Source organism: Propionicimonas paludicola (assembly GCF_002563675.1).
In the GTDB taxonomy this organism is placed as follows: domain Bacteria; phylum Actinomycetota; class Actinomycetes; order Propionibacteriales; family Propionibacteriaceae; genus Propionicimonas; species Propionicimonas paludicola.
Genome location: NZ_PDJC01000001.1, coordinates 2,170,897 through 2,192,494 on the forward strand (window position 1 = coordinate 2,170,897; position 21,598 = coordinate 2,192,494).

At 68.6% G+C, this 21,598-nt stretch carries 25 protein-coding genes and 1 tRNA gene; 12 read left to right on the plus strand and 14 right to left on the minus strand.

All coding sequences use genetic code 11. The annotated features are described in order from the left end of the window. Nucleotides 1-34: 34 nt before the first annotated feature. The gene (locus ATK74_RS10075) at nucleotides 35-676 is read left to right on the plus strand and encodes an acVLRF1 family peptidyl-tRNA hydrolase (protein WP_098460903.1); all 642 of its coding nucleotides are present in this window, start codon (nucleotides 35-37) and stop codon (nucleotides 674-676) included. A 7-nt stretch (nucleotides 677-683) separates the two neighbouring features. On the opposite strand, the gene ATK74_RS10080 is transcribed toward ATK74_RS10075, so the two are convergent. Beyond that, nucleotides 684-998 carry a hypothetical protein gene (locus ATK74_RS10080; RefSeq protein WP_098460904.1) on the minus strand — a complete coding sequence of 105 codons (315 nt, stop codon included), beginning with the start codon at nucleotides 996-998 and terminating at the stop codon, nucleotides 684-686. A 158-nt stretch (nucleotides 999-1,156) separates the two neighbouring features. Here ATK74_RS10080 and ATK74_RS10085 point away from each other — a divergent pair, with 158 nt between their 5' ends. Beyond that, nucleotides 1,157-1,792, plus strand: coding sequence for a DUF7691 family protein (locus ATK74_RS10085; RefSeq protein WP_098460905.1), 636 nt, complete (start codon nucleotides 1,157-1,159; stop codon nucleotides 1,790-1,792). Nucleotides 1,793-1,865: 73 nt separating this feature from the next. On the opposite strand, the gene ATK74_RS10090 is transcribed toward ATK74_RS10085, so the two are convergent. Beyond that, nucleotides 1,866-3,389, minus strand: coding sequence for an NCS2 family permease (locus ATK74_RS10090; protein WP_098460906.1), 1,524 nt, complete (start codon nucleotides 3,387-3,389; stop codon nucleotides 1,866-1,868). Between the two features lie 38 nt (nucleotides 3,390-3,427). Between ATK74_RS10090 and ATK74_RS10095 the strand changes: the two genes are divergently transcribed. Beyond that, nucleotides 3,428-3,766 carry a DUF2530 domain-containing protein gene (locus tag ATK74_RS10095; protein WP_098460907.1) on the plus strand — a complete coding sequence of 113 codons (339 nt, stop codon included), beginning with the start codon at nucleotides 3,428-3,430 and terminating at the stop codon, nucleotides 3,764-3,766. On the opposite strand, the gene ATK74_RS10100 is transcribed toward ATK74_RS10095, so the two are convergent. Together ATK74_RS10100 and ATK74_RS10105 are read right to left on the minus strand one after the other, a co-directional pair. After that, nucleotides 3,716-4,486, minus strand: coding sequence for a DUF3027 domain-containing protein (locus ATK74_RS10100; RefSeq protein ID WP_098460908.1), 771 nt, complete (start codon nucleotides 4,484-4,486; stop codon nucleotides 3,716-3,718). The two genes, ATK74_RS10095 and ATK74_RS10100, sit on opposite strands and share 51 nt — an antisense overlap. After that, the gene (locus tag ATK74_RS10105; protein ID WP_098460909.1) at nucleotides 4,486-4,872 is read right to left on the minus strand and encodes a cold-shock protein; all 387 of its coding nucleotides are present in this window, start codon (nucleotides 4,870-4,872) and stop codon (nucleotides 4,486-4,488) included. Before ATK74_RS10105 ends, ATK74_RS10100 begins: the two co-directional genes overlap by 1 nt. A 146-nt stretch (nucleotides 4,873-5,018) precedes the next feature. On the opposite strand from ATK74_RS10105, the gene ATK74_RS10110 reads away from it, so the two are divergent. Genes ATK74_RS10110 through ATK74_RS10120 form a run of 3 tightly spaced genes read left to right on the plus strand, consistent with a single transcriptional unit; the run spans nucleotide 5,019 to nucleotide 7,239 of the window. Beyond that, entirely contained in the window at nucleotides 5,019-5,792 is a 774-nt protein-coding gene (locus ATK74_RS10110; RefSeq protein ID WP_098460910.1) for a hypothetical protein, read from the plus strand. Continuing rightward, nucleotides 5,789-6,313 carry an NUDIX hydrolase gene (locus tag ATK74_RS10115; protein WP_098460911.1) on the plus strand — a complete coding sequence of 175 codons (525 nt, stop codon included), beginning with the start codon at nucleotides 5,789-5,791 and terminating at the stop codon, nucleotides 6,311-6,313. Before ATK74_RS10110 ends, ATK74_RS10115 begins: the two co-directional genes overlap by 4 nt. 5 nt (nucleotides 6,314-6,318) lie before the next feature. Continuing rightward, nucleotides 6,319-7,239, plus strand: coding sequence for a cation diffusion facilitator family transporter (locus ATK74_RS10120; RefSeq protein WP_211283344.1), 921 nt, complete (start codon nucleotides 6,319-6,321; stop codon nucleotides 7,237-7,239). Here ATK74_RS10120 and ATK74_RS10125 read toward each other — a convergent pair. The 3 genes from ATK74_RS10125 to groL all read right to left on the minus strand — a co-directional run bounded on the left by ATK74_RS10125 (nucleotide 7,236) and on the right by groL (nucleotide 11,302). Continuing rightward, nucleotides 7,236-7,943 (minus strand): copper homeostasis protein CutC, encoded by a 708-nt coding sequence (locus ATK74_RS10125; protein WP_098460913.1) that lies wholly within the window; start codon nucleotides 7,941-7,943, stop codon nucleotides 7,236-7,238. The genes ATK74_RS10120 and ATK74_RS10125 overlap by 4 nt on opposite strands. Before the next feature lie 45 nt (nucleotides 7,944-7,988). After that, a complete protein-coding gene (locus ATK74_RS10130; protein WP_211283345.1) occupies nucleotides 7,989-9,479 on the minus strand; it encodes an MFS transporter in 1,491 nt (496 codons plus the stop codon). 194 nt (nucleotides 9,480-9,673) lie between these two features. Next, nucleotides 9,674-11,302, minus strand: a complete 1,629-nt coding sequence (groL, locus tag ATK74_RS10135; RefSeq protein ID WP_098460914.1) for a chaperonin GroEL — start codon at nucleotides 11,300-11,302, stop codon at nucleotides 9,674-9,676. A gap of 244 nt (nucleotides 11,303-11,546) precedes the next feature. Here groL and ATK74_RS10140 point away from each other — a divergent pair, with 244 nt between their 5' ends. Next, nucleotides 11,547-12,014, plus strand: a complete 468-nt coding sequence (locus tag ATK74_RS10140; protein WP_098460915.1) for a hypothetical protein — start codon at nucleotides 11,547-11,549, stop codon at nucleotides 12,012-12,014. 9 nt (nucleotides 12,015-12,023) lie between these two features. Here the strand turns inward: ATK74_RS10140 and ATK74_RS10145 are convergent, their stop codons facing one another. Beyond that, nucleotides 12,024-12,308 (minus strand): DUF3263 domain-containing protein, encoded by a 285-nt coding sequence (locus ATK74_RS10145; protein WP_098460916.1) that lies wholly within the window; start codon nucleotides 12,306-12,308, stop codon nucleotides 12,024-12,026. Between the two features lie 188 nt (nucleotides 12,309-12,496). Between ATK74_RS10145 and manA the strand changes: the two genes are divergently transcribed. From manA to ATK74_RS10160, 3 genes are all read left to right on the plus strand, one after another. Next, nucleotides 12,497-13,678, plus strand: coding sequence for a mannose-6-phosphate isomerase, class I (gene manA, locus ATK74_RS10150; RefSeq protein WP_098460917.1), 1,182 nt, complete (start codon nucleotides 12,497-12,499; stop codon nucleotides 13,676-13,678). A gap of 1 nt (nucleotide 13,679) precedes the next feature. Further along, entirely contained in the window at nucleotides 13,680-14,195 is a 516-nt protein-coding gene (locus ATK74_RS10155; protein ID WP_211283346.1) for a nucleoside/nucleotide kinase family protein, read from the plus strand. Nucleotides 14,196-14,269: 74 nt separating this feature from the next. Beyond that, a tRNA-Thr gene (locus ATK74_RS10160) sits at nucleotides 14,270-14,345 on the plus strand. 266 nt (nucleotides 14,346-14,611) lie between these two features. Here ATK74_RS10160 and ATK74_RS10165 read toward each other — a convergent pair. Further along, on the minus strand, nucleotides 14,612-15,325 hold the full coding sequence (locus tag ATK74_RS10165) for a DedA family protein (protein WP_098460918.1): 714 nt from the start codon (nucleotides 15,323-15,325) through the stop codon (nucleotides 14,612-14,614). 176 nt (nucleotides 15,326-15,501) lie between these two features. Here ATK74_RS10165 and ATK74_RS10170 point away from each other — a divergent pair, with 176 nt between their 5' ends. After that, nucleotides 15,502-16,599, plus strand: a complete 1,098-nt coding sequence (locus tag ATK74_RS10170) for an ABC transporter ATP-binding protein (RefSeq protein ID WP_098460919.1) — start codon at nucleotides 15,502-15,504, stop codon at nucleotides 16,597-16,599. Between the two features lie 262 nt (nucleotides 16,600-16,861). Here the strand turns inward: ATK74_RS10170 and ATK74_RS10175 are convergent, their stop codons facing one another. Then, nucleotides 16,862-17,995: a class I SAM-dependent methyltransferase gene (locus tag ATK74_RS10175; RefSeq protein ID WP_098460920.1), complete on the minus strand. Its 1,134-nt coding sequence runs from the start codon at nucleotides 17,993-17,995 to the stop codon at nucleotides 16,862-16,864. Between the two features lie 104 nt (nucleotides 17,996-18,099). Here ATK74_RS10175 and ATK74_RS10180 point away from each other — a divergent pair, with 104 nt between their 5' ends. Beyond that, nucleotides 18,100-18,330: a hypothetical protein gene (locus tag ATK74_RS10180; protein WP_143483629.1), complete on the plus strand. Its 231-nt coding sequence runs from the start codon at nucleotides 18,100-18,102 to the stop codon at nucleotides 18,328-18,330. Nucleotides 18,331-18,340: 10 nt separating this feature from the next. On the opposite strand, the gene ATK74_RS10185 is transcribed toward ATK74_RS10180, so the two are convergent. Genes ATK74_RS10185 through ATK74_RS10200 form a run of 4 tightly spaced genes read right to left on the minus strand, consistent with a single transcriptional unit; the run spans nucleotide 18,341 to nucleotide 21,585 of the window. Next, nucleotides 18,341-18,691, minus strand: coding sequence for a hypothetical protein (locus ATK74_RS10185; RefSeq protein ID WP_211283347.1), 351 nt, complete (start codon nucleotides 18,689-18,691; stop codon nucleotides 18,341-18,343). Then, nucleotides 18,691-20,298: a radical SAM protein gene (locus tag ATK74_RS10190; protein ID WP_098460922.1), complete on the minus strand. Its 1,608-nt coding sequence runs from the start codon at nucleotides 20,296-20,298 to the stop codon at nucleotides 18,691-18,693. The genes ATK74_RS10185 and ATK74_RS10190 overlap by 1 nt, the downstream gene beginning before the upstream one ends. After that, a complete protein-coding gene (locus tag ATK74_RS15180) occupies nucleotides 20,295-20,825 on the minus strand; it encodes a hypothetical protein (RefSeq protein WP_143483630.1) in 531 nt (176 codons plus the stop codon). The genes ATK74_RS10190 and ATK74_RS15180 overlap by 4 nt, the downstream gene beginning before the upstream one ends. After that, nucleotides 20,818-21,585: a prolipoprotein diacylglyceryl transferase gene (locus ATK74_RS10200; protein ID WP_098460924.1), complete on the minus strand. Its 768-nt coding sequence runs from the start codon at nucleotides 21,583-21,585 to the stop codon at nucleotides 20,818-20,820. The genes ATK74_RS15180 and ATK74_RS10200 overlap by 8 nt, the downstream gene beginning before the upstream one ends. Nucleotides 21,586-21,598: the final 13 nt, after the last annotated feature.

A 21,598-nucleotide genomic window follows, 5' to 3' on the forward strand; every position in this document is an offset into this window, starting at 1 on the left:
TGACTCCTCCCGCGGTTCCAGCCAGACTATAGCTATGTCCGACACGCAAATGGCTCGGCTGGTGCCGGTAGCTCCGGAAAGACTCGCCGGTTGGCTGACCGGATTCACCGACCGGCACGGCCGCCCGGAGCTACGTCTGGCTCCCGATGCGCTGCATCTGGACGCCCCCGACGGCGCCCGCGCGGCGGTCCGGCTGCCCTGGGGGCCGCTACCCGGTCTGGATCCGCTGGCTGAGCTGGTCGCCGATGCGCTGCGACCCAGGCTGGTCGGCGGGCTGATCGTGCGGCGCCGAGCGCATGCCATCGGCATCTTCTCCGGCGCGGAGCTGATCACCGGTCATCACGCCAGCCACTACGTCCAGGGACGGACGAAGGCCGGCGGCTGGTCGCAGCAGCGCTACGCCCGCAGGCGGGCCAATCAGGCAGATCACGCCTTCAGCGCGGCGGCCGACGACGTTGCCGCGATCCTGCTCCCCGAAGCCGGGCGCTTGGACGCGGTGGTGGCCGGCGGCGACGCCGCAGCTGTCAACGAGGTGCTGAGCCGGCCCGAGTTCGAGCCGTTGCGCCAACTGAGAGTGGGTTCGGTGCTTCCCGTCCCGGATCCGAATCGGACGGTGCTGGTCGGTTTCGGACAGCAGCTACGCCAGGTCCGGATCGGGCTGAACGAGCTGGCCTAAGGCTTCGTCAGCGGCGCAACAGGACGACGGCCGCAGCGATCACAGCCAGCAACCCGGCTGCGCCGAGCGCCCAGGCCTGACGCGAGTCGTCCGGCGCAGCGCCCTGGCTGTCGTCGGGGCCCGAGCCGTCATCACTGTCATCGGTGGACTCCGCGGTCGGTGAGGCCTTGGCGGTCGCCCCGGGGCTGAGCGTGCTCGCCGCACTCGGCGACGGCTTTGGCGAGGTCGTCTCAGCGGCAGCGATCGACGGGATCGACACTCCGAGCAGCACCACCAGGGCTGCCACAACGCCCGCCACCGCGCGGCGCACCAGCGAAATCATGTCGTTGAGCCTACCGGGCCTCGCGAAGAACTCACGAACCGCCCACCTGAACGACCGCCGCTAGCGGCGGAGCGGCGGCGGCCCAGAGCCATTCGGAGCCGACGCACCCGACCCCGCAGATCCTGCTCACCGGTTGGCGTGGCGACTACCGTTGTGTCATGAGCACGCTGTGGCTCTACGCGGTGACCATCGACGAGGTTCGCGGCATCTTCGGCGCGGACCCGCTGCTGGCCGACCGACTGCGAGCGACGGCGACCCGGCGTTTCGCTGAACAGGCTCCGGCCACTCCGGGGTTGCTCGGCAAGCTCGGCCCGGCGTTCCGCCGTCACCCAGGCGCTCCGATCACCCGGCCGAACGTACCCACCGCAGCCGAGGTGGACGCACTGCTGGCCAGTCGCTACCTGCCACCGGATCGACTGGGCGCCGCCTGGGTCCTGCTGCTGGCCTGGCTGGACGAGCTGGCCCCGAACGGCCTGGCTCTGCCCATGACCGGCCAGCAACTGGCCGACTTCGACTTCGACCTGGCCTGCAGCGGGGTGTCCTCGCGACTGGGACTGACCGACCTACTCAAGGCCGGCCTGGGCGTCCCGCTCGCGCCCGGCCCAGGGTGGTCGGCCGGCTGGGTGCCGGCCGAGCACGCCGCCGCGATCGCCCCGTCCTGGCGACCTTGCGTGAGCGAGTTGCCCCCGGCACGCCGCGAGCTGGCCGACACGATCCTGGACTGGCTGGAGGCCCGGCCGGGCTGGACGCAGCAACCACCCTGGCCCGATCTGGTCGCCGTCTTCCAGCCCTGAGGTGCACCATCGGTCCGGAAACGCCGAACGGCGTCGCCCCCAGCAGGGGACGACGCCGTCTGTGAATCGGCGACTACTTGGCCAGCACGGCGTCGAGGATCGGGCCCTGCACGAAGTAGATCAAGAAGGCGGCAGCCACAGCCCACAACAGCGGGTGGACCTTGCTGGCCTTGCCGACGATCACCTTGATGGCGACGAACAGCACGAAGCCGACGCCGATTCCCACGGTGATCGAGTAGGCGAACGGCATCAGGATGATGGCGAAGAAGGCCGGGATGCCCTCTTCCGGATCAGTCCAGTCGATGTGGACGACCTGGGACATCATCAGGAAGCCCACGAAGGCCAGCGCCGGAGCGGCAGCCTCGGCCGGAACCATGTTGACCAGCGGCGACAGCACGATGGCCAACAGGAAGGCCACACCGGTCACGATCGAGGCGATACCGGTCTTGGCACCGTCACCGACGCCGGAAGCCGACTCGATGTAGGAGGTGTTCGACGAGGTCGAGGTCAGGCCACCGGCCATGGCGGCGATCGAGTCGACGATCAGGATCTCCTGGGTGTGCGGCGGGTTGCCGTCCGCCTCGAGCAGGTTGCCCTCGGCGCCCACGGCCACGATGGTGCCCATGGTGTCGAAGAAGTCGGCCAGCAGCAGCGAGAAGACCAGCAGGATCACGGCGATCACGCCGACCGGGCTGGCGAAGCCGCCGAAGAAGAACTCACCGGGGTTGAGCCAGGCCTTGCCGAGCAGGCTCAGGTCGACGCCGGTCCAGCCACCGAAGGCCGGAAGGTTGGACATCCAGCCGGTGGCATTCACAATGGCGCCGGTCGCGTCCTTGGCCTTGCCGATGTGGAGAACCGTCTCAACGATCACGCTGATCACGGTGCCGGAGAGGATGGCGATCAGGATCGCGCCCTTGACCCGCTTCACGTACAGGACGATCAACAGCAGCAAGGTGATCACGAAGATGGCAATCGGCCAGCCGTTGAGGCTACCGAAAACGCCGAGCTCGACCGGCGTGCCCTTCGCCGAGCGGACGATGCCGCCGTCGACCAGGCCGATGAAGGCGATGAACAGGCCGATGCCGACCGAAATGGCCGCCCGGATGTTGCGCGGCACGGCATTGAAGACGGCCTTGCGGAAGCCGGTGAAGACCAGGATCGTGATGATCAGGCCTTCCCAGAAGACCAGGCCCATGGCAGCGGTCCAGCTCATCTTCGCGGCAATGGTGTAGGCCACCACGGCATTGATGCCCAGGCCCGCGGCCAGTGCGATCGGGAAGCGTCCATAGCTGCCCATGAAGATGGTCAGAATGCCGGCGACCAGCGCCGTTGCGGCCGCCACTGCCCCGATCGAGATCGGGATGTTGGCGCCGTTCGAGATCGGGGCGCCGGTGATCAGGTTGCCGTTCACGTCCGGAACGGTGCCGATGATGATGGGGTTGAGGACGATGATGTAGGCCATGGTGAAGAAGGTCACCAGGCCGCCGCGAATCTCACGACCCAGGCTGGAGCCACGCTTAGTGAGCTCAAACCAGGCGTCGAAGCCGCTTACCTTTGCAGAGGACGGTGTAACCGTCGAAGAACCAGGGTTCGCCATGGCGGAATGGTAGGGGCTCTCAGCCAGGACATAGGGTGGTGTCCGTGATCGAAAACGCCCACCAGCACAAACCCCTGTTGGTGCAGGCGCCGGTGCGCGCCTTGGACCCGGACGGAGTTGCCGTCGTCAGCGTCGGAACTGCCGCCTTCGCGATCTCCACCGGCATCTTGTGGACGGCCATCCCACAGCTCATCGCCGCCGATCAGCTGTGGCATCTGTGGGTCGCCGCGACCGGCACCGTCATGGGCGTGTTCGGGCTCAGCTTCGGGATCTTCCGATCCCGCCGCCGCAAGCGCTCCGGCGATGAGCCGGAGGCCGAGACAGGCTCAGTCGAAGATCTCGGAGTCGATCCGGATCGTGTCCCAGACCGGAACTGACAGATCCACACCGCGAGCCGGCTCGACGACGTCGGAATGACCGCCACAGCCATGATCGACACTCACCACTGAGCCGTCGGCCGGCGACAGCTCGTTGGCGCATACGCCGAAGACTCGGCCCAGGCTGCCACTCAGCCCGACGAAGAAGCCGCAGGTGACGCAGTTGGCCGGTGCCTGCTGCGTCATCGAGTTCTCGGCGCCACCGGGTCCGTCCAGCCAGCGCTCAGCGGCATCGTCTCGTCCGACGATCGACAGGACGCGCTCGCGGCCCAGGCCCAACTCGGCCACCAATGCCCGCACCTGGCTGGCCTCAGCCGGGTCGGCATCGGCAGCGAACTCGCCACCGGTGTAGCCCGGCTCCAGCCGGACGTCGTCGACCGCGGTCGGCGCCAGCACTCCGGGAGTGAGGTCCTTGGGGCCGATCCGATCGCTCCACGGGACCCAGGCCGGTGCCAGCAGGGCACCTTCACCGGGACGCAGGGTGACCTCGTTGACGGTGGCGTCCTTGGCTCGGGCGGCCCGAACCACGCTCACCTCCCACTGCCAGCCCGGGTAGCCCGGGTGCACGCAGGCAAACCGATGGGTGGCGACTCGGACGTCCTCGGCAACCACCCCGAGGTGTTCGCCGACCTCCAGCACACCGGCGCGGCGGACGGCTGCCGCTCGGGCCAGTTCGACGGCTCCGGCGCAGACCGCATCCAGCTCGAGAGTGGCAGCCACTACAGCTCCAACTCGTCGGCGACCGCGCGCAACACGGCCGCGGTCTTGCCGGCCACCTTGGAATCTGGGTGGCGACCTCTGCGGTAGCCGTTGCCGACGTTGTCGAGCATCTTGATCAGATCCTCGACGATGATGGCCATGACCTCCGGGGACTTGCGGGCAGCCTTGGACAGCGAGGGCGGCGGATCGAGGAGCCGCACCGACAGCGCCTGCTCACCCTTCTTGCCGTCCACCACACCGAACTCGACCTTCTGGCCGCGCTTGAGGCTGGTCACGCCGTCCGGCAGCGCCGCAGCGCGGACGTAGACGTCGTCCCCGCCCTCATCCTTGGAGAGGAACCCGAATCCCTTCTCCGCGTCGTAGTACCGCACCTTGCCGACTGGCATTTTCGCCTCAACTCCCGCAACCAACTGATGATCGACTTCTCGACCAGCCTCCAGCCTAACCAATACCCGGCCAGCGAGCACACCGCTGCCGGCAGCACAACTCGCCCCGGACGCCCCGGCGTCCCCGGTCCGCCTACTATTGGCCCATGGCCAGCTGGCAGGACGGACCAGAGTACGCGCCGCTGGTGCGCCCGGCCGCATTCGTGATGCCGGACGCCGAGCCGCTGCAGGTCGACCCGGTTCCGGCTCCCCCGGCTGTGCCGGTTCCCGACGCCGAGCCTCGATTCACCGCTCCCGAGCAGGAGCAGCCGGCCCTGGCCGCACTGGCCCCCTCGGCGGCACCGGGACGCAACCCGAACCTGCCCTTCATCTCCCAGGTCACCCCGCTGACCAGCACCGAGCCTCGGCTGCCGAGTCAGCCGTTCGGAGTCACCGACGCGCCACTGGGCGGCTACCTGGCACCACCGGCGCCGCACGCCGCGGTTCAGGTCAACCCGAGCCCGTTCCCGGCACCGGGCAGCCAGCAGTGGTTCGCCCCACCGCCGGTCCCGGTTCCGGTCGAGTCGCCACGGGTGACCGTCCGGCAGCTGCTGGCTGGAATCACCCCCGGTGTGGCAATCACCATGGCAATCGGCATGGTCTTCGGCTGGGCGGCCCCGTTCACCTTGGTGATCGCCTTCGTGCTCAGCTCACGGATCGGCTATCGGCGCGAGGCCGTCCATCGCACCTGGCAGTTCACCGGCTTCGCGATGCTGGCCATCGCCATGTTCAGCATCGCCAGTTCCGGGAACGATCTGGACGCCCTGTTCGCCAGCCTGGCGGGCAGCTGCCAACTGGCCAGCTGGGTGGTGGCGATCACGTTGAGCCTGATCGTCGGCTCGGCCCTGCGTGCCGGCGAACAACCGTTCCGCTACCGATGAGCGTGCCGCCGGCCGACGCGCGTCGGCGTCACCAGCGACGCGGCACCCGAGTGGTGGTCACCGACCTGACCTCGGTGCTGCTCTTGGCCGACACCGATCCCGGAGTGCCGGGCAGTCGATGGTGGGTCACCCCGGGCGGCGGGATCGACCCCGGCGAGAGCGACCGGGACGCCGCTGCCCGCGAACTGGCCGAGGAGACCGGGCTGTTGGTCGATGCCCACCAACTGATCGGGCCGGTGGCCGAGCGCGAAGCCGTCCATGGGTACTCGGATCGGATCCTGGTCCAGCGAGAGAGCTTCTTCGTGATGGTGGTCGAGGCGCCGTTCGAGCCGGTCCCGGGCGGGCTGACCGCGTCCGAACTCCTGCGACTGGACGGTTGGGCCTGGCATCGGCTGGACGCCCTGGCACAACTCACCGAGCCGGTATGGCCGGCCATGATTCCTGACTTGGTAGCCAGAGTCGGGGCGCCCACCGTGCTCCAGCTGGGACGAGTCGAAGAGTCCACCGTCCCGGTAAGATGACCCGGGTGTCCTCCCCGGTAGCCGATAGCCCTGATCTCCCACGGCCTGAAGACCGTCAGAAGCTGCTGGAGCGGTTCCTCTGGCTCTCGGTGGCCACTGCGTTGGCCACGGTGACGATCAAGTCGCTGGCCGCCTACCTCACCAACTCGGTGGGCCTGTGGTCGGACGCCGCCGAGTCCACGGTGAACCTGGTGGCCGCACTGGTTGCGGCCTGGGCGATCCGGCTGTCGGCCAAGCCGGCCGACCACAACCACGACTTCGGCCACGGCAAGGCCGAGTACGTCTCGGCGGGCGTCGAAGGCGCTCTGATCTTCGTGGCCGCGGCCGCCATCATCTACTCGGCCATCGGCCGGTTGATGAAGCCGGAGCCGCTGGAGCAGCTCGGCATCGGCCTGGCCATCTCGGTGGTGGCCAGTCTGCTGAACCTCGGCGTGGGCCTGGCCCTGCTGCGGGCCGGTCGAGCCCATCGCTCGATCACCCTCGAGGCCGACGGCAAGCACCTACTCACCGACGTGTGGACGTCGGTGGGCGTGCTGGTCGGGATCGGCCTGGTCGCCCTCACCGGCTGGATGCCGCTGGACCCGATCGTGGCCATCGGTGTGGGCATCAACATCTTGTTCACCGGCTACCAGCTGGTCCGCCGCTCGGTGGTTGGCCTGCTCGACGCAGCCCTGCCCGAGGATGAGATCGCCATCGTCTCTGCGGTCCTGGCCCATGCCTGCGCCGATCCGAAGGTCGATGTCACCGAGTTGCGCACCCGGGAGTCCGGACGGCAGCGCTTCGTCTACGCCACCTTGGAGGTGCCGGGCAGCTGGACCGTCCAGCACGGCCATGATCTGGCCGATGAGGTGGAGGCTGCGGTCGACGCCGCACTGCCCGGGACGACCACGTTCGTCCACATCGAGCCGATCCCCGAGTCCGCCTAGCCCATTGGACGGTGCCGCGACTCCTGGCTGATCAAGGTGCGCCAGGACCGGACCAGCCCCTCGTCCACGTCCTGGGAGTAGGAGCGGGACGGGCGCGCCGCCGACCCCACCTGGAAGGCGGTGACTCCGGCCCGGGTCAGCCAGGGGACGTGCTCGGCCCGCAACTCTCCGCCGGCCATGATCAAGCCGGCCGCCCACGGATCGGCCTTGGCCCGGGCCACCAACTCGGTCAGGCCGTTCTCGACATCGCGGGCCGATCCGGCAGTCAGTACCTGGTCCAGCCGGGGCAACCGCCGCAGCGCCAGCCAGGCTCGATCGGAGTCCAGCGTGGCATCGATCGCGCGATGGAAGGTCCACGGCCAGGTGCCGTCACTGACCAACTCCTCGATCAGCGGGACGTCCACCTCGCCCAGACCGTTCAGGAAGCCGAGGATCATCCCGTCGGCACCGGCTTCGGCGTAGCTGGCCATCAGCCCGCGCAGCCGGACGGCCTCGCCCCCATCGGTGCTGTAGCCATCCCGCAGCCGGACCATCACCCGTAGTTGGACGCTGGTTGCCCGGCGCACCTCTGCGACAAGTTTCGGGGTCGGCGAGAGCCCGCCGTCATCGAGTTCGCCGAGGACAGCGACCCGGTCGGCGCCACCCGCCTCCGCACGCTCGGCGTCGGCGGCGTTCAGCGCGATCACCTCGAGCAGACCGCTCATGGCTCAATGATGGGACGTGGCCGGCACCGGCCGCACCCGACACGCTCAGGCGCCGGCCGGCTCCGCATCTGCGAGGCTGACCGCCGATGTCGGATCAGCCGGTGCAATGGCGTCGGCCGAGTAGGCCGCGGCGTCCACTGCGCCCCGGGGCAGCCACAGGCTGGCCAGCACCATCAGGGCCGCGGCCACCGCGACGGCGATGAAGACCCCGGTGGAGGCCGAGACGATAGTGGCGAAGTCGTGCTCGCCTCGACCGGAAGCGATCACCTGGTTGGCGATGGCTCCGAAGACGGCCACCCCGACCGCGCTGCCCGCCGACCGGGCGAAGACGTTGACCCCGGTGACGACGCCCCGCTCGTCCCAGCCCACCGAGGCCTGGGCCGCGATCAGCGACGGCGCGGCCGTCCAGCCCAGCCCGAAGCCGATCACGAAGGCGATGATGGCCACCGTCCAGACGCTCGGCCAGGGACCGCTGATGGCCAGTGCCACCGCGCCGACCAGGGCGATGGCCCCGCCGATCACCACCGTGGTCCGGTAGCCGTAGCGCAGGTACATCCGTCCGGACTGTGCGGCGGCCAGCGGCCAGCCGAGGGTCAATGCGGCGACCGCGATCCCCGACACCAGCGGGACGGCGCCGAGCGCGTTCTCCAGGTAGGTCGGGACGAAGCTGGTGATCCCGATCATCAGCGCGCCGATCCCCAACGAGATCAGCGTGGTGGTGAGAATCAGCGGCCGGGTCAGGATCGACAGTTCCAGGATCGGCTCGGCGGCCCGCCGCTCGACCAGCGGGAACACCGCCAGTGAAGCGATGCCGATCCCGAAGCTGGCCAGGCTCGGCCAAGACACCCAGGCCCAGGCGTTGCCGCCCTCGAGCAGGGCCAGGATCAGCGCGGTCAGGCCCACGGTGAGCAGGCCGGCGCCGGCGAAGTCGATCTGATGCCGGCGGCGCACGATGGTCTCCCGATAGGAGCGAACCAGCGCCCAGCCGGCGATCAGGCACAGCGGGACGTTCACGAAGAAGATCCAGCGCCACGAGACGAACTGGGAGAACAGGCCGCCCAGTGCCGGTCCCACCACCGAGGAGATCGCCCAGACGCTGGCAATGTAGCCCTGCACCAGGGCCCGCTCGGCCACGGTGTAGATGTCACCGACGATGGTCATGGCCATCGGTGAGACTGCCCCGGCACCCAAGCCCTGCAACACCCGGAAGCCGATCAGCGCGGACATGCTCCACGCGAAACCGGCCAGCACCGAGCCGATCAGAAAGAGCCCGACTCCGACCAGGATCACCGGCTTGCGTCCGATCGTGTCGGCCAGCTTGGCGTAGATCGGCACCGAGACCGCCTGGGCCAGCAGGTAGACCGAGAACAGCCAGGGGAACTGGTTGAACTCCCCCAGTTCGGCGACCACGGACGGGACCGCGGTGGCCAGGATGGTGGCGTCGATGGCGATCAGCCCGGTAGCCAGCATCAACGCCAGCAGCACCGCCCCTCGCTCGGAGCGGAACCCGACCGTCGTGCCTCTTTCGCTACTCACCTGGTCTCCAACGACAGGTCCGAGCAGATCATTCCCACCGCGGACGCCACAGGAAAGGGAACTGTCCCCTTTTCCGCGGGGCGATGCGTACCTATGACAGATGCAGCAGGGCCGGCCACCCGAAGGTGACCGGCCCTGCTGAGGTACTGCGATGGATCAGTCCTGATCCTCTCGGCGCGTGTGCCGAGGAGGGATCAGAAGTCCATGCCGCCCATGCCGCCGTCGCCGGCCGGCATGGCCGGGGTCTTCTCCGGCTTGTCGGCGATGACCGCTTCGGTGGTCAGGAACAGCGCCGCGATGGAGGCCGCGTTCTGCAGTGCGGAACGGGTCACCTTGGCCGGGTCGATGATGCCCGACTCGACCATCTTCACGTACTCGCCGGTGGCCGCGTTGAGACCCTCGCCGGCAGGCAGGTTGGCCACCTTCTCGGCCACCACGCCGCCCTCGAGGCCGGCGTTGATGGCGATCTGCTTCAGCGGAGCTGAGCAGGCGGTGAACACGATCTGCGCACCGGTCGCCTCGTCGCCGACCAGCGACTCGACGGCAACCTTGGCGATGGCGGCAGCCTGGAGCAGCGCGACGCCACCACCGGGGACGATGCCCTCCTCGACCGCAGCCTTGGCGTTGCGGACGGCGTCCTCAATGCGGTGCTTGCGCTCCTTGAGCTCGACCTCGGTGGCCGCGCCGACCTTGATCACGGCAACGCCGCCGGCCAGCTTGGCCAGCCGCTCCTGCAGCTTCTCGCGGTCGTAGTCGGAGTCGGAGTTCTCGATCTCGCGACGGATCTGAGCCACCCGACCGGCGATCTGCTCGGCGTCGCCGGCACCGTCGATGATGATGGTCTCGTCCTTGGTCACCTTGACCGAGCGGGCCCGGCCGAGCAGGTCGAGGGTGACGGCGTCCAGCTTCAGGCCGACCTCCTCGGAGACGACCTGGCCACCGGTCAGGATGGCGATGTCGCCCAGCATGGCCTTGCGGCGGTCACCGAAGCCCGGAGCCTTGACGGCCACGGACTTGAAGGTGCCCTTGATCTTGTTGACGATCAGACCGGCCAGCGCCTCGCCGTCGGTGTCCTCGGCCACGACGAGCAGCGGCTTGCCGGACTGGACGACCTTCTCCAGCAGCGGCAGCAGGTCGCGCAGGTTGGAGACCTTGGAGTTGACGATCAGGATGTAGGGGTCGTCCAGGACGGCCTCCATCCGCTCGGCGTCGGTGACGAAGTACGGCGAGATGAAGCCCTTGTCGAACCGCATGCCCTCGGTGAGCTCGAGGTCGAGGCCGAAGGTGTTCGACTCCTCGACGGTGATCACACCCTCCTTGCCGACCTTGTCCATGGCCTCGGCGATGATCTCGCCCACGGTGGTGTCGGCGGCAGAGATGGACGCGGTGGCAGCGATCTGCTCACGGGTCTCGATCTCGATGGCCTGGTTGCCCAGCTCGGCAACGATGGCGGCGACGGCCTTCTCGATGCCCTTCTTCAGGCCCATCGGGTTGGCGCCGGCGGTGACGTTACGCAGGCCCTCGCGGACCATCGCCTGAGCGATCACGGTCGCGGTGGTGGTGCCATCACCGGCGACGTCGTCGGTCTTCTTGGCGACCTCCTTGACCAGCTCGGCGCCGATCTTCTCGTAGGGGTCCTCCAGCTCGATCTCCTTGGCGATCGAAACGCCGTCGTTGGTGATCGTGGGGGCGCCCCACTTCTTCTCCAGGACCACATTGCGGCCCTTGGGGCCGAGGGTCACTCGCACGGCGTCGGCGAGGGTGTTCATCCCACGCTCCAGGCCGCGGCGCGCCTCGACATTAAACTCAATCAGTTTCGCCATGTCTGTTCGGCAATCCTTCGACGTCTCGGGGGCTAGGCCCCACTGGTGAACTTCCAGGTCTTGGTCGCTTCGATGCCCGCGACGGACGATCCAGTGGATCTCATCGAGCTAGACAATGGCACTCTCACGACGAGAGTGCTAATACATGTTTAGCACTCACACCTAGAGAGTGCAAACGTCTGGACCCGCCGAAGAGGACGGTTCCGCACCGGTTCGGACCGCCCGCGGCAGGCACAATGGGACGGTGCCCGTCACCGCCACCTCAGCCCTGCGGGCCACTGCGAACCTGGTCAACCTCTCCACCCCGCTCGGGCTCCTGATCGCCCTGGCCGGTCGAGCCCGACTCAGCGGTGGTCCGGACGGCCTGGTGCTGGCCGAGCATTATCGGCCGGGCGTGCCGAAGGCCGGCGCCTTCACCGTGGGCAATGTGATCATCGTGCCGGGCCGGCGGCTGGACGAACTCGAACAGCAACGTCCGGGAACCACCGCCCACGAGGCCGTCCATGCCTGGCAATGGTGCTACTGCCTGGGCCTGCCATTCCTGGTCGGCTACGGCTTGGCTTCGGCCTGGTCGTGGCTGCGCACCGGCCATCCGGCCTCGGCCAACTTCTTCGAGAGTTCGGCGGGGCTGACTCGCGGGGGCTATCCGGAACTCCCCCGCAACAATGCCGGACTGCGTCGGATCAGGTCCGCGCTGCGCGGAGCGAAGTAACAGTCGCGCTCAGCTGTGCAGGCTGACACCCAGCCGGCGCGCAGTGCGCTCCTTCTGCCGGGTAGCCCGCTGGCGGCGGAGCCGCTTGACCAGCAAGGGATCGTGAGCCAGCGCCACGTCGGAGTCGATCAGCGAGTTGAGCAGCTGATAGTAGCGCGTCGGCGAGATGTCGAACCGTTCCCTGATCTCGGTCTCCTTGGAGCCCGGCAGCGCCCACCACTGCTTTTCGAAGTCGAGGAGGGCAGCCTGCTGCTCGTTCAGCTCAGCGGGAGCGATCAGCATCGGTTCGGCCATGCGTCGATTCTAGACCGTGAATCACACCGATGTCATTCGCTCGGAGACACTGATCGGACGTCTCGTCCAGGCGGGTCCGGTCGATACCCGGACAACCCGCCCGCCGACCCGGGCTCTGCCAGTACAGCTTGGCTAGACTCATTTGAGGCTCGGTCAGAGCCACCTCCCAGAAGCGAAGGAAGGCCCCCATGCAGCGGCTGAACGGCGCGATCCAGCACTATGCCTGGGGCACGACCGACGCGATCCCGAACTTGCTCGGCGTCGCTCCCAACGGTCAGCCGGTCGCCGAGTACTGGCTGGGAGCACACCCATTGGGCCCGGCCACCGTCGAAGGTCGGCGGCTCGATGAGGTGCTGGACGAACAGCCCGAACTGCTTGGCGCCAAGAGCCGGGACGAGTTCGGCGAGCAACTGCCCTTCCTGGTCAAGGTGCTGTCGGCCCGGCATGCCCTGTCCCTGCAGGCGCACCCGTCCCGAGCCCAGGCCGTAGAAGGCTTCGCCCGTGAGAACGCCGCCGGGATCGCCCTGGATGCGCCCGAGCGCACCTACCGCGACGACTGGCCCAAGCCGGAGATGCTCATCGCCTTGTCGGAGTTCCACAGCCTGAACGGCTTCCGGGAACCGACCCGCACCGCCTGGCTGTTCGATCAGTTGGGGGTCAGCAGCGAGCTGGCGTCGGTGATCGGGCCGCTCACCGAGCGCAAAGGCCCGGCAGCCATGGCCGAGGTCTTCTTGGACGTGCTCAGCCTGAGCGGCGAGCGCGCCGAGTTGTCCGAGCTGGTCTGCGCGGCGGCCATGAAGCACAAGGACGCCCCTGGGGAACTCGGCGAGTTCGCCCGTACCGTGATCGAGTTGGACGAGGTGTTCCCCGGCGATCCCGGCATCCTGGCCGCGTTGCTGATGAACCGAGTGGTGCTGGCGCCGGGCGACGCCACTTTCGTCCCCGCCGGACGAATGCACGCCCACCTGGCCGGCACCGGGGTCGAGGTGATGGCCAACTCCGACAACGTGATTCGCGGCGGCCTGACCGCCAAGCATGTCGACGTCGGCGAACTGGTCAAGGTTGTCGAGTTCGAAGCGATCACCCCGACTCGGGTCACCCCGACCACCGAGGCACCCGGGGTCGAGCACTTCCCGACCGAATGCCCCGAGTTCGACGTCTGGCGGATTCGGACCAGCCCGCTGCCCACGCCGGTCCCAGGCCTGGGTTCGGCCCGAGTGCTGCTGATGGTGGGCGGCTCGGCCCGGCTGCAGGCCGACGGCACCGCTCTCGAGCTCGGCTCCGGTGAGGCGGCCTTCCTGGGTGCCGAGGAGAACCCGACCATCGAAGGGGACGGCTTGGTCTTCGTGACCGCCGCCGGCGTCCACTGAGGTGCTGACCCAGAGCCTGCGCCGCCAGCTGGCCGAGCTTCGATCGGCCAGCGCGCGTCCGGTGATCCTGATCGACGGCGGAGCCGGCTCGGGCAAGACCACCCTGGCCGCCGAGATCGCCGACGACTGGCCGGGCAAGGTGGAAGTTGTCGGCCTGGACGAGCTGTACCCGGGCTGGCAGGGCCTGGCCCGTGGCTCGGCCCTGGTGCCGCGGCTGATCACCGGGAGCGGCTTCACCACCTGGGACTGGGCGCACGGACGTCCCGGGCCACGGCGCAGCCTGAACCGCTCCCTGCCTCTGGTGGTCGAGGGGTGCGGGGCTCTCACCGAGGCCAGTCGGGCCGTGGCCAACCTGGCCATCTGGATGGAGTTGGACGAGCCGCTGCGCCGGCGCCGCGCCCTGGCCCGCGATGGTGCGGTCTTCGCCAGCCACTGGGACGAATGGGCGGCCCAGGAAGTCGCCCACTGGCAGGACCACCGTCCCTGGCTGCTGGCTGACCTGGTGCTGCCCGGCTGAGCGAGGAGCCCGGCCACAGTTTTCGACAGGCGCGTCCGGCAACCGGCACAATGAGGCCGGGCGCTGGCCCTATTGCCTCCGTAGCTCAGTTGGTAGAGCACCCGCCTTGTAAGCGGACGGTCGCGGGTTCGATTCCTGTCGGAGGCTCCATCCCCGCTGACTCACCCAGACCCACCCTCCGGGAACTGCAATGCCTGCCCAGGGAGGTTGGGGGATCGATCGACAGGCACCCGCTCACCGGAGGGTGGGTTCTGACGTCGACCTTCCTCGACTCGAGTGGCTCCCGAACCCGAAGGTCCGAAATGAAGGTCTCAGCCAGCTTGTGGGGTGCCCCGCCGTGAGCCGAGCGTAATGCCTGCTCGGGTGGCGTTACTGCGGATGAGACCGGGTGTCGCGGGAAGAGTCGTCCGCCGGGCTCAGCCCGCGGCCTTCCGGCTCTGCTGCTGCTGCCGGTAGACCATGACGATGGTGCCGACCAGAACCGCTCCGGAGATCCACAGCAGATAGTTGCCGTACTGCTTGACCGCATCGACGGCCGGCTCACCGATCTGGAAGCCGATCCACAACAGTCCCGCGTTCACCACCGCCGAAGACAGGATCGAGACGGTGAGGAACTTGCGCAAGCTCGTCCCCGCCTCACCCAGGACGGCCACCACGACCCCGCGCCCGGGAACGAACGGGATCATCGACACCACCAGGGCCGCGAGGTCGTACTTGCGGGCGAAGCGCTCAGCCCAGGCGTTGATGCGGCGCGCTCGTTCCGATCGCCCCGACCAGACCTCGATCAGGTTGGGCCCCCACAACCGTCCGGCCCACCAGTAGATCCAGTCGAACTTGATCAGGCCGAAGGTGCCGAGGAAGAGGATCAGCGGCCACCACTGGTTGCCGACGGCGGTCTGCGCGCCGACCATCACCATCCCCGACCAGGAGCCGAGGGAGGCCAGCACTGCGGGGCTCAGTGTGATCAAGGTCCAGCGCAGCCACAGCATGACCAACCCGTAGACGCCGGCCACCCCGAGCCAACTGAAGCAGGCCAGATCAGCCTTGGTGGGCTTGTGCCGCCACGGCAGGGACGGGTCGTCCCACCATTCCGGTTCGGTGGCCGGTTCCGGGGTCGGCGATTCGCTCACTCGGGCAGCCTACCCGGTGCGCTGAGTCCACCAGCTGACCGATGGGTGACTAGGGAACGAGACTGCACTCGCCAACCGGGGGACCCGCGTGCAAGTATGGGACCTGGTCGCTTCGGCGGCCGTATTCCACTACGGATCGTCGGGCACGTACCTGCCCGTGGAAAGGATTATTTGGCATGGCCACTGTCAGTTTCAATGACGCAACCAGGGTCTACCCCGGCTCGGATCACCCGGCCGTCGACAAGCTCAACCTTGAGATCGGTGATGGCGAGTTCATGGTGCTCGTCGGCCCGTCCGGTTGTGGCAAGTCCACCTCCCTGCGCATGCTCGCCGGCCTCGAAGAGGTCAACGCCGGACGGATCAACATCGGTGACCGCGACGTCACCGATCTGCCGCCGAAGGATCGCGACATCGCGATGGTCTTCCAGAACTACGCGCTGTACCCGCACATGACCGTCGCCGACAACATGGGCTTCGCCCTGAAGATGGCCGGCGTTCCCAAGGCGGAGCGCGACTCCCGAGTGATGGACGCCGCCAAGCTGCTCGGCCTGGAGTCGTTCCTGTCCCGCAAGCCGAAGGCGCTGTCCGGTGGCCAGCGGCAGCGGGTCGCCATGGGTCGCGCAATCGTCCGTCAGCCGCAGGTCTTCCTGATGGACGAGCCGCTGTCGAACCTCGACGCCAAGCTGCGTGTCTCCACCCGTACTCAGATCTCGGCGCTGGTCACCCGGCTCGGTGTCACCACCGTCTACGTGACCCATGACCAGGTCGAGGCCATGACCATGGGCGACCGGGTCGCGGTGATGAAGGACGGCATCCTGCAGCAGGTCGACAGCCCGCTCAGCCTGTACGACAAGCCGGCCAACCTGTTCGTCGCCGGCTTCATCGGCTCGCCCGCCATGAACCTGCTCAGCGGCAAGATCGTCCCCGGTGGCGTGCAGGTCGGCGACTACGTGCTGCCGATCGCCCGCGAGGTGCTGGCCAAGGCCGAAGGCGAGGAGACCCTCACCGTCGGTGTCCGTCCGGAGAACCTGCGGGTCTCCGATGACGGCTTCAGCCTGGATGTGGACGTCGTCGAGGAACTCGGCGCCGACGGTTACATCTACGGCACCCTGGCCGGTCTGGACACCGCCGAGAAGCTGACCGCTCAGCAGATCGTGGCCCGGGTCTCGGCCCGCAAGCCGTCCCAGCGCGGCACCACCATCAAGCTGAACACGATCGATCCGGCGAACATCCACGTCTTCTCCGAGAAGACGCAGGAGCGCCTGAACGACTGATTGGCATCACCGAAGAGGCCCGGCCGGAATCTCCGGTCGGGCCTCTTCGCGTCCACTCCGGTCGACCCTCTTGGCGTCCACTCCCGTCGCGCGCCGCCCACCTCCGCACGGCCCCCACACCCCCTCTCCGCGTCCCCAAACCCAACACCCAGCACCCCGTCATCCCCGACCCCAGCTTCGCGCTACCGAATGGAACTCTTGCTGCCGAGATTTCGGCAGCAAGAGTTCCATTCGGTAGCGCGAAGCTGGCGGCGGGGCGGGTTCAGAGGCGGTGGACGACCAGGGCCCGGGCGCCGGCCGGGGTCGGGGTCAGTACCAGCGTCGCCGAGGCGGCCCCGGACGGCTTGAGCCGACGGCGGAGGACGGCCGGATCGACGTCCAGGCCGCGCGCCTTGATCTCCAGGATCCCGACACCGTGCTCGCGGACCCAGGCGCGCAGAGCCCTCTCCTCGAAGGGGAGGATCTCCTGCACGGCGAAGCCGGTCGCATAGCCGGTAGTCACCGCGACGTCACCGGTCAGGTAGGCGATCCCGGGCTGGATCGCGTGGGCATCAAGCAGCTCAGCCAGCCGGCCCAGCGCGCCGGCCCGGATCAGCGCCGGGTCCGGCTCGTAGAGATAGCCGCCCACCTCCCCGACCCGTGGCGCCGGCCCACTGGCCAGCTCCAGCCCGTCCGGCAGCAGCACCGCGACCCGGCTCCCCCAGCTCCACACCGAGGTCTCCACCAGATCGCCACAATGGCTGACCCAGGTGGCTCCGGCTCCGTCCGGGATGGCCGTGGACGGCAGTCCGGGTGCGGCCTTGATGCAGCCCAACCGTCCGGCCAGCAGGCCGGTGGCGAACTCCCAGGACGGCGACAGGTCGCTGATCCGCCAGGTCCGTCCGGCCGAAGTTCGGCGGGCCGGGTCCAGGAAGACCGCATCGGCGTCGGCCAGCAGTGCCTCGGCCACCTCGACGGCGTCCGCGCAGTCCACCGGACGGCCCAGGTTCGCCCCGGCCAGGATCGCGGTCACCGGATCGGCGTCGACCGCGCGCACGTCCAGCCCGGCATCGGCGAAGGCCAGAGCGTCGGCGCCCAGCCCGCACCCCAGATCGACGACCCGGGTGGCCCCGGCCGCGGCGAACCGGGCAGCGCGCCAGCGGGCCACCTCGGCCCTCGTGGCCTGCTCCAGGCCGGCTCCGGTGAAGAAGAGGTGGCCGGCTCGCTCACCGAACTTGGCCACCGCCTTGCGGCGCAGCCCGGCCTGGGTCAGGACGGCGGCAGCTTGGTCAGGCGGGAAGTCGCGACGCAAGCGTTGTGCCGCACCCAGCGAGTCCGGATCGGTCTCAGCGGCGGCTGCAGCGAGCGCCGGCGCGGCGGCCGGTGACACCAGCCAGCCGGCCAACTGCGCATCCATGAGGGCAAACCTAGCCGCTCGATCCGGCGGACGGCGGCCGGAACGGACGGGCTGACCGGAGTTGCCGCCAGCCAGAACGTCCTCGGATGCCTATGATCAGCGCCATGAAGGTACTTTCCAAAGTGAGCCTCGCGATCGGGATCGTCGCCGTGCTGGCCGCGGCCGGGATCATGGTCTGGGGTGTGCTGGACGTCTGGGGCAATATGCAGCCCAAGAACAGCATCAACCCGATCAACCCCTACCCGACTCTGTGGTTGGGCTTCGCGATCGGGATCATCGGAGGCTTCTTCACCGGGCTCGGCCTGGCCGGCCCGCGTAAGGCCGCGGCCGCCTGAGCCCTGCGGATCAGGCCCAACCCAGCCAGCGCTGGACGATCAGCGCCACCCCGACCAGCCCGGCCACGGCGAATACAGCCAAGTAGGCCAGCACCAGCCGGGTGTCGCGCAGATAGCACTTCGAGCGAGTGAGTCCGGCTTGGCGCGCCTTCCAGTAGCCGACGAAGCCGACCACGGCGAACACCACCACGGCGGCCGGGCCGAAGATCCAGCCCAGCATGGCGATGGTGGCGAAGATGCACAGCTTCAGCGGATCGAAGGGGGCCTCGGCGGTGCCGTCCGGGCCGCTGGCGCCCGGCAGGAAGTCGGACGGACGGGGTCCGGCCGCGATCCGGGCCGCCTGATCGGGAACCTCACTCATCACCGTCTGCCTTTCGGGGTGCTCAGCCGTTGTGCCCCCAGCTTGCCCCACGCCTGCACCGCGCAGAACGGGGCGCACTGGTGAGCGCCGGCATCGCTGGTCGTCCCGACGTGGACGCAGCACTGGATCAGCCGCTCCTCGATCATTGTCGAGATGTCCTGGAACGGCTTGATGGTGATCCGCTTGACCCGCTCGGCGAGCAGCCGGCGCATCCGGTCCTCCCCGCCGGGCAGCTTGGACGAGGCCAGCGTGGCCAGCGTGCTGATCCCCAGATCGCACTGGGTGCAGATGTTCTTCCAGAGCTGGCCCGTGCGCGGGTTGCTCAGCGCGGCCTGCTCGCTGAGCAGGTCGAGCAGCGAGCTCTTCACAAGTTGGCGCAGCTGCTGAGGAAGCTCTCGATCGGCCACCCGGTTGGCCAGGCTCTCCGGGTCGAGTTCCAGCCAGCGGAGCAGCTCGTCGTGGCCGACCAGTGCGGTCAGTGACCGCCAGACCCCGGCGTCGTCCTTGAGCAGGTAGCCCACCGACGAGCAGTGCGGATGCGAGCAGGGCAGCGCCGTCAGGTCGTGCCACTGCACGACGTTGTCGGTCTGCGGGCCGAGCCGGGACAGCACCCCGGTGTGGGTGAGCCGGTTCAGCGGGTCGATGCCCTGGCCGCGTCCGGAGCCGAAGACCGGCTGAATGGCCACCCCACCGATGAACGGGGTGTCCAGGGCCTTGCGGACCACGGCCCCGATGTCGCCGTCGTTGACGCCCAGGGCCGCGGTCATCACCAAGGTGGTGAAGATCCCGGCCTCGGAAAGCCGGGCGATGGCCGCCTCCTTGAACCGGGTCAGGTCGGCGCCGCGGTGGTGCTTGGACGCCTCGGCGGACGGCCCGTCGTACTGCAGGTAGATCTCCATCCGATCCCGATGCGACTTCAGCAGCGCCAGCAGCTGGTCGTCCTGGGCCACCAGCAGGCCGTTGGTGTTCAGCATGATCCGGACGATCGGGCGGGCCACCAGTTCGTCCAGCAGTTCGGCCAGCTGCGGGTACAGCGTCGGCTCGCCGCCGGACAACATCAGTACGTCCAGGCGTCCCTCTTCCCGGGCCAGCTTGGCATCCACATTGGCCAGCACGTCGGCCAGCGGGGCCACCCCGACCAGCTGCGGCCCGGACGCCGTGAAGCAGGTCGGGCACTTCAGGTTGCAGTGCTCGGTGATGTCCTCGAGCAGGATGCAGGTGTGCTGGGTGTGGAAGGCAGGGAGCCCGTAGGCGAAGGCCTCAGGCATCGGACGGAAGTTGTCGGCCTGGTCGGGAACGTGCAGCTTCGTGGGTGCCTGCCACTGCTCCAGATAGCGCAGGATGTGCGGGTCCTCGTCGTAGAGCGTGGTGACCAGCCCGTGGGTCGGGCAGGCCCGCTGCAGCCAGACCCGGTCGTCGCGGACCAGCAGTGCACCCGACAGCCGCTGCACGTCGGCCAGTTCGGCGTCCGGGTCGTGGCATTCCGGACAGTAGGCGGTGACGTAGCGGTGGATCCGGTCACCGCGCAGGGGTTGGCCGGGCCCGAGCGTTCCCGGACGCAGCGGCAGCTCCACCCGTCCCGGACGATCCGTCGTGGCCGAGGTCATCGACCCAGCCCGGAGAGAAGTGCCACGCACAGGCCGCCGGCGACAAGGATGGCTGAGCCGATCCCGATCAGGATCCCGGCCCCGGTCCTGGTGGTCTTCGGCAGCGCAGCCAAGACGATCCCGACCACGATCAGCGCCATGGGCAGGACCGCCGAGAGCGTCGACAACGGACCGGCCAGCGCGTCGGAGGTGAAGGCGAACGTGAGGCAGAACCAGGCCGCGGCGAAGGTGGCGTAGGTGATCCCGATGCCCAGCACGATCGAGCCGCGTCCGCGGGGACGGGTTGAGCCGGGCTGCGGCGGATAGCTATGTGGCGGCCCGGGCGGGAAGCCCTGCGGCGGCGGACCGGACGGGAACTCCTGCGGCGGCGGGCCGGACGGGAAGCCCGAGCCAGGCGGCGGAGTGGGTGGGAACCCCTGCGGCGGCGTCCCCGGGCCTGGCGGCGGCGCGCCGACTGGGCCCCCGATCGGCGGTTCGGGTTGCTGGCCGGGCGGCAAGAAGCCCGGGCCTGGTGGCTGGTCAGTCATCAGATCCTCCGATCGTTGCCGGGGTTGCCCACTGGATCCGGGTTACCCGGAAAGCCAGCAGTGGCAGCCCCGCCAGTAAGAACCACTGTGGTCGGGTCAGTCCGAACCACACCTGCTCGTTGGCGCGGACGAACTCCACCCCGAACCGGAACAGCGCGTAGCCGGCGACATAACAGATGAACAGATCCCCCGAGCGGGGTAGCCGATCGCGGTTGAGCCATAGCCAGCCGAAGGCGATCACTTGGAAGACGATCTCATAGGCGAAGCTGGGGTGCAGGCCGACCCCGGCCGGCCCACCGAGAATGGCTGTCTGCTGAGGGGTGAGCACGATCCCCCAGTTCGCACCGGTCGGCTGGCCGGGCAGCTCGGTGAGCAGACAGCCGACGCGTCCGATGGCCATGGCTAGGGCCACCGCCGGCGCAAACAGATCCCCGGTGGAGCTCCGGTAGCCGGTGATCAGCTTGCCGAGATAGACCCCGATCCAGGCAAAGAAGAGTCCGGCAAGGACGCTGCGGTTCCCGTCGGTCCACCACAACTCGATCGGCTCGTTCTGCCGCGGGTCGATGAACTGGAACCACGTGCCCAACCGCGAGCCCATCGCTCCGAGAGCCACGCTGACTCCGGCAATCACCCACAGTCGATCGTCGTGAAGCCGACGGCGCCGCACCTCGTAGCCGAAAACGCCAAGCCCGGCCAGGATGCCCAGCCCCATGAACAGGCCGTGCACCAGCGCATTGCCGGCAAACGGGAGCCCGATCATGGCAGCACCCTAG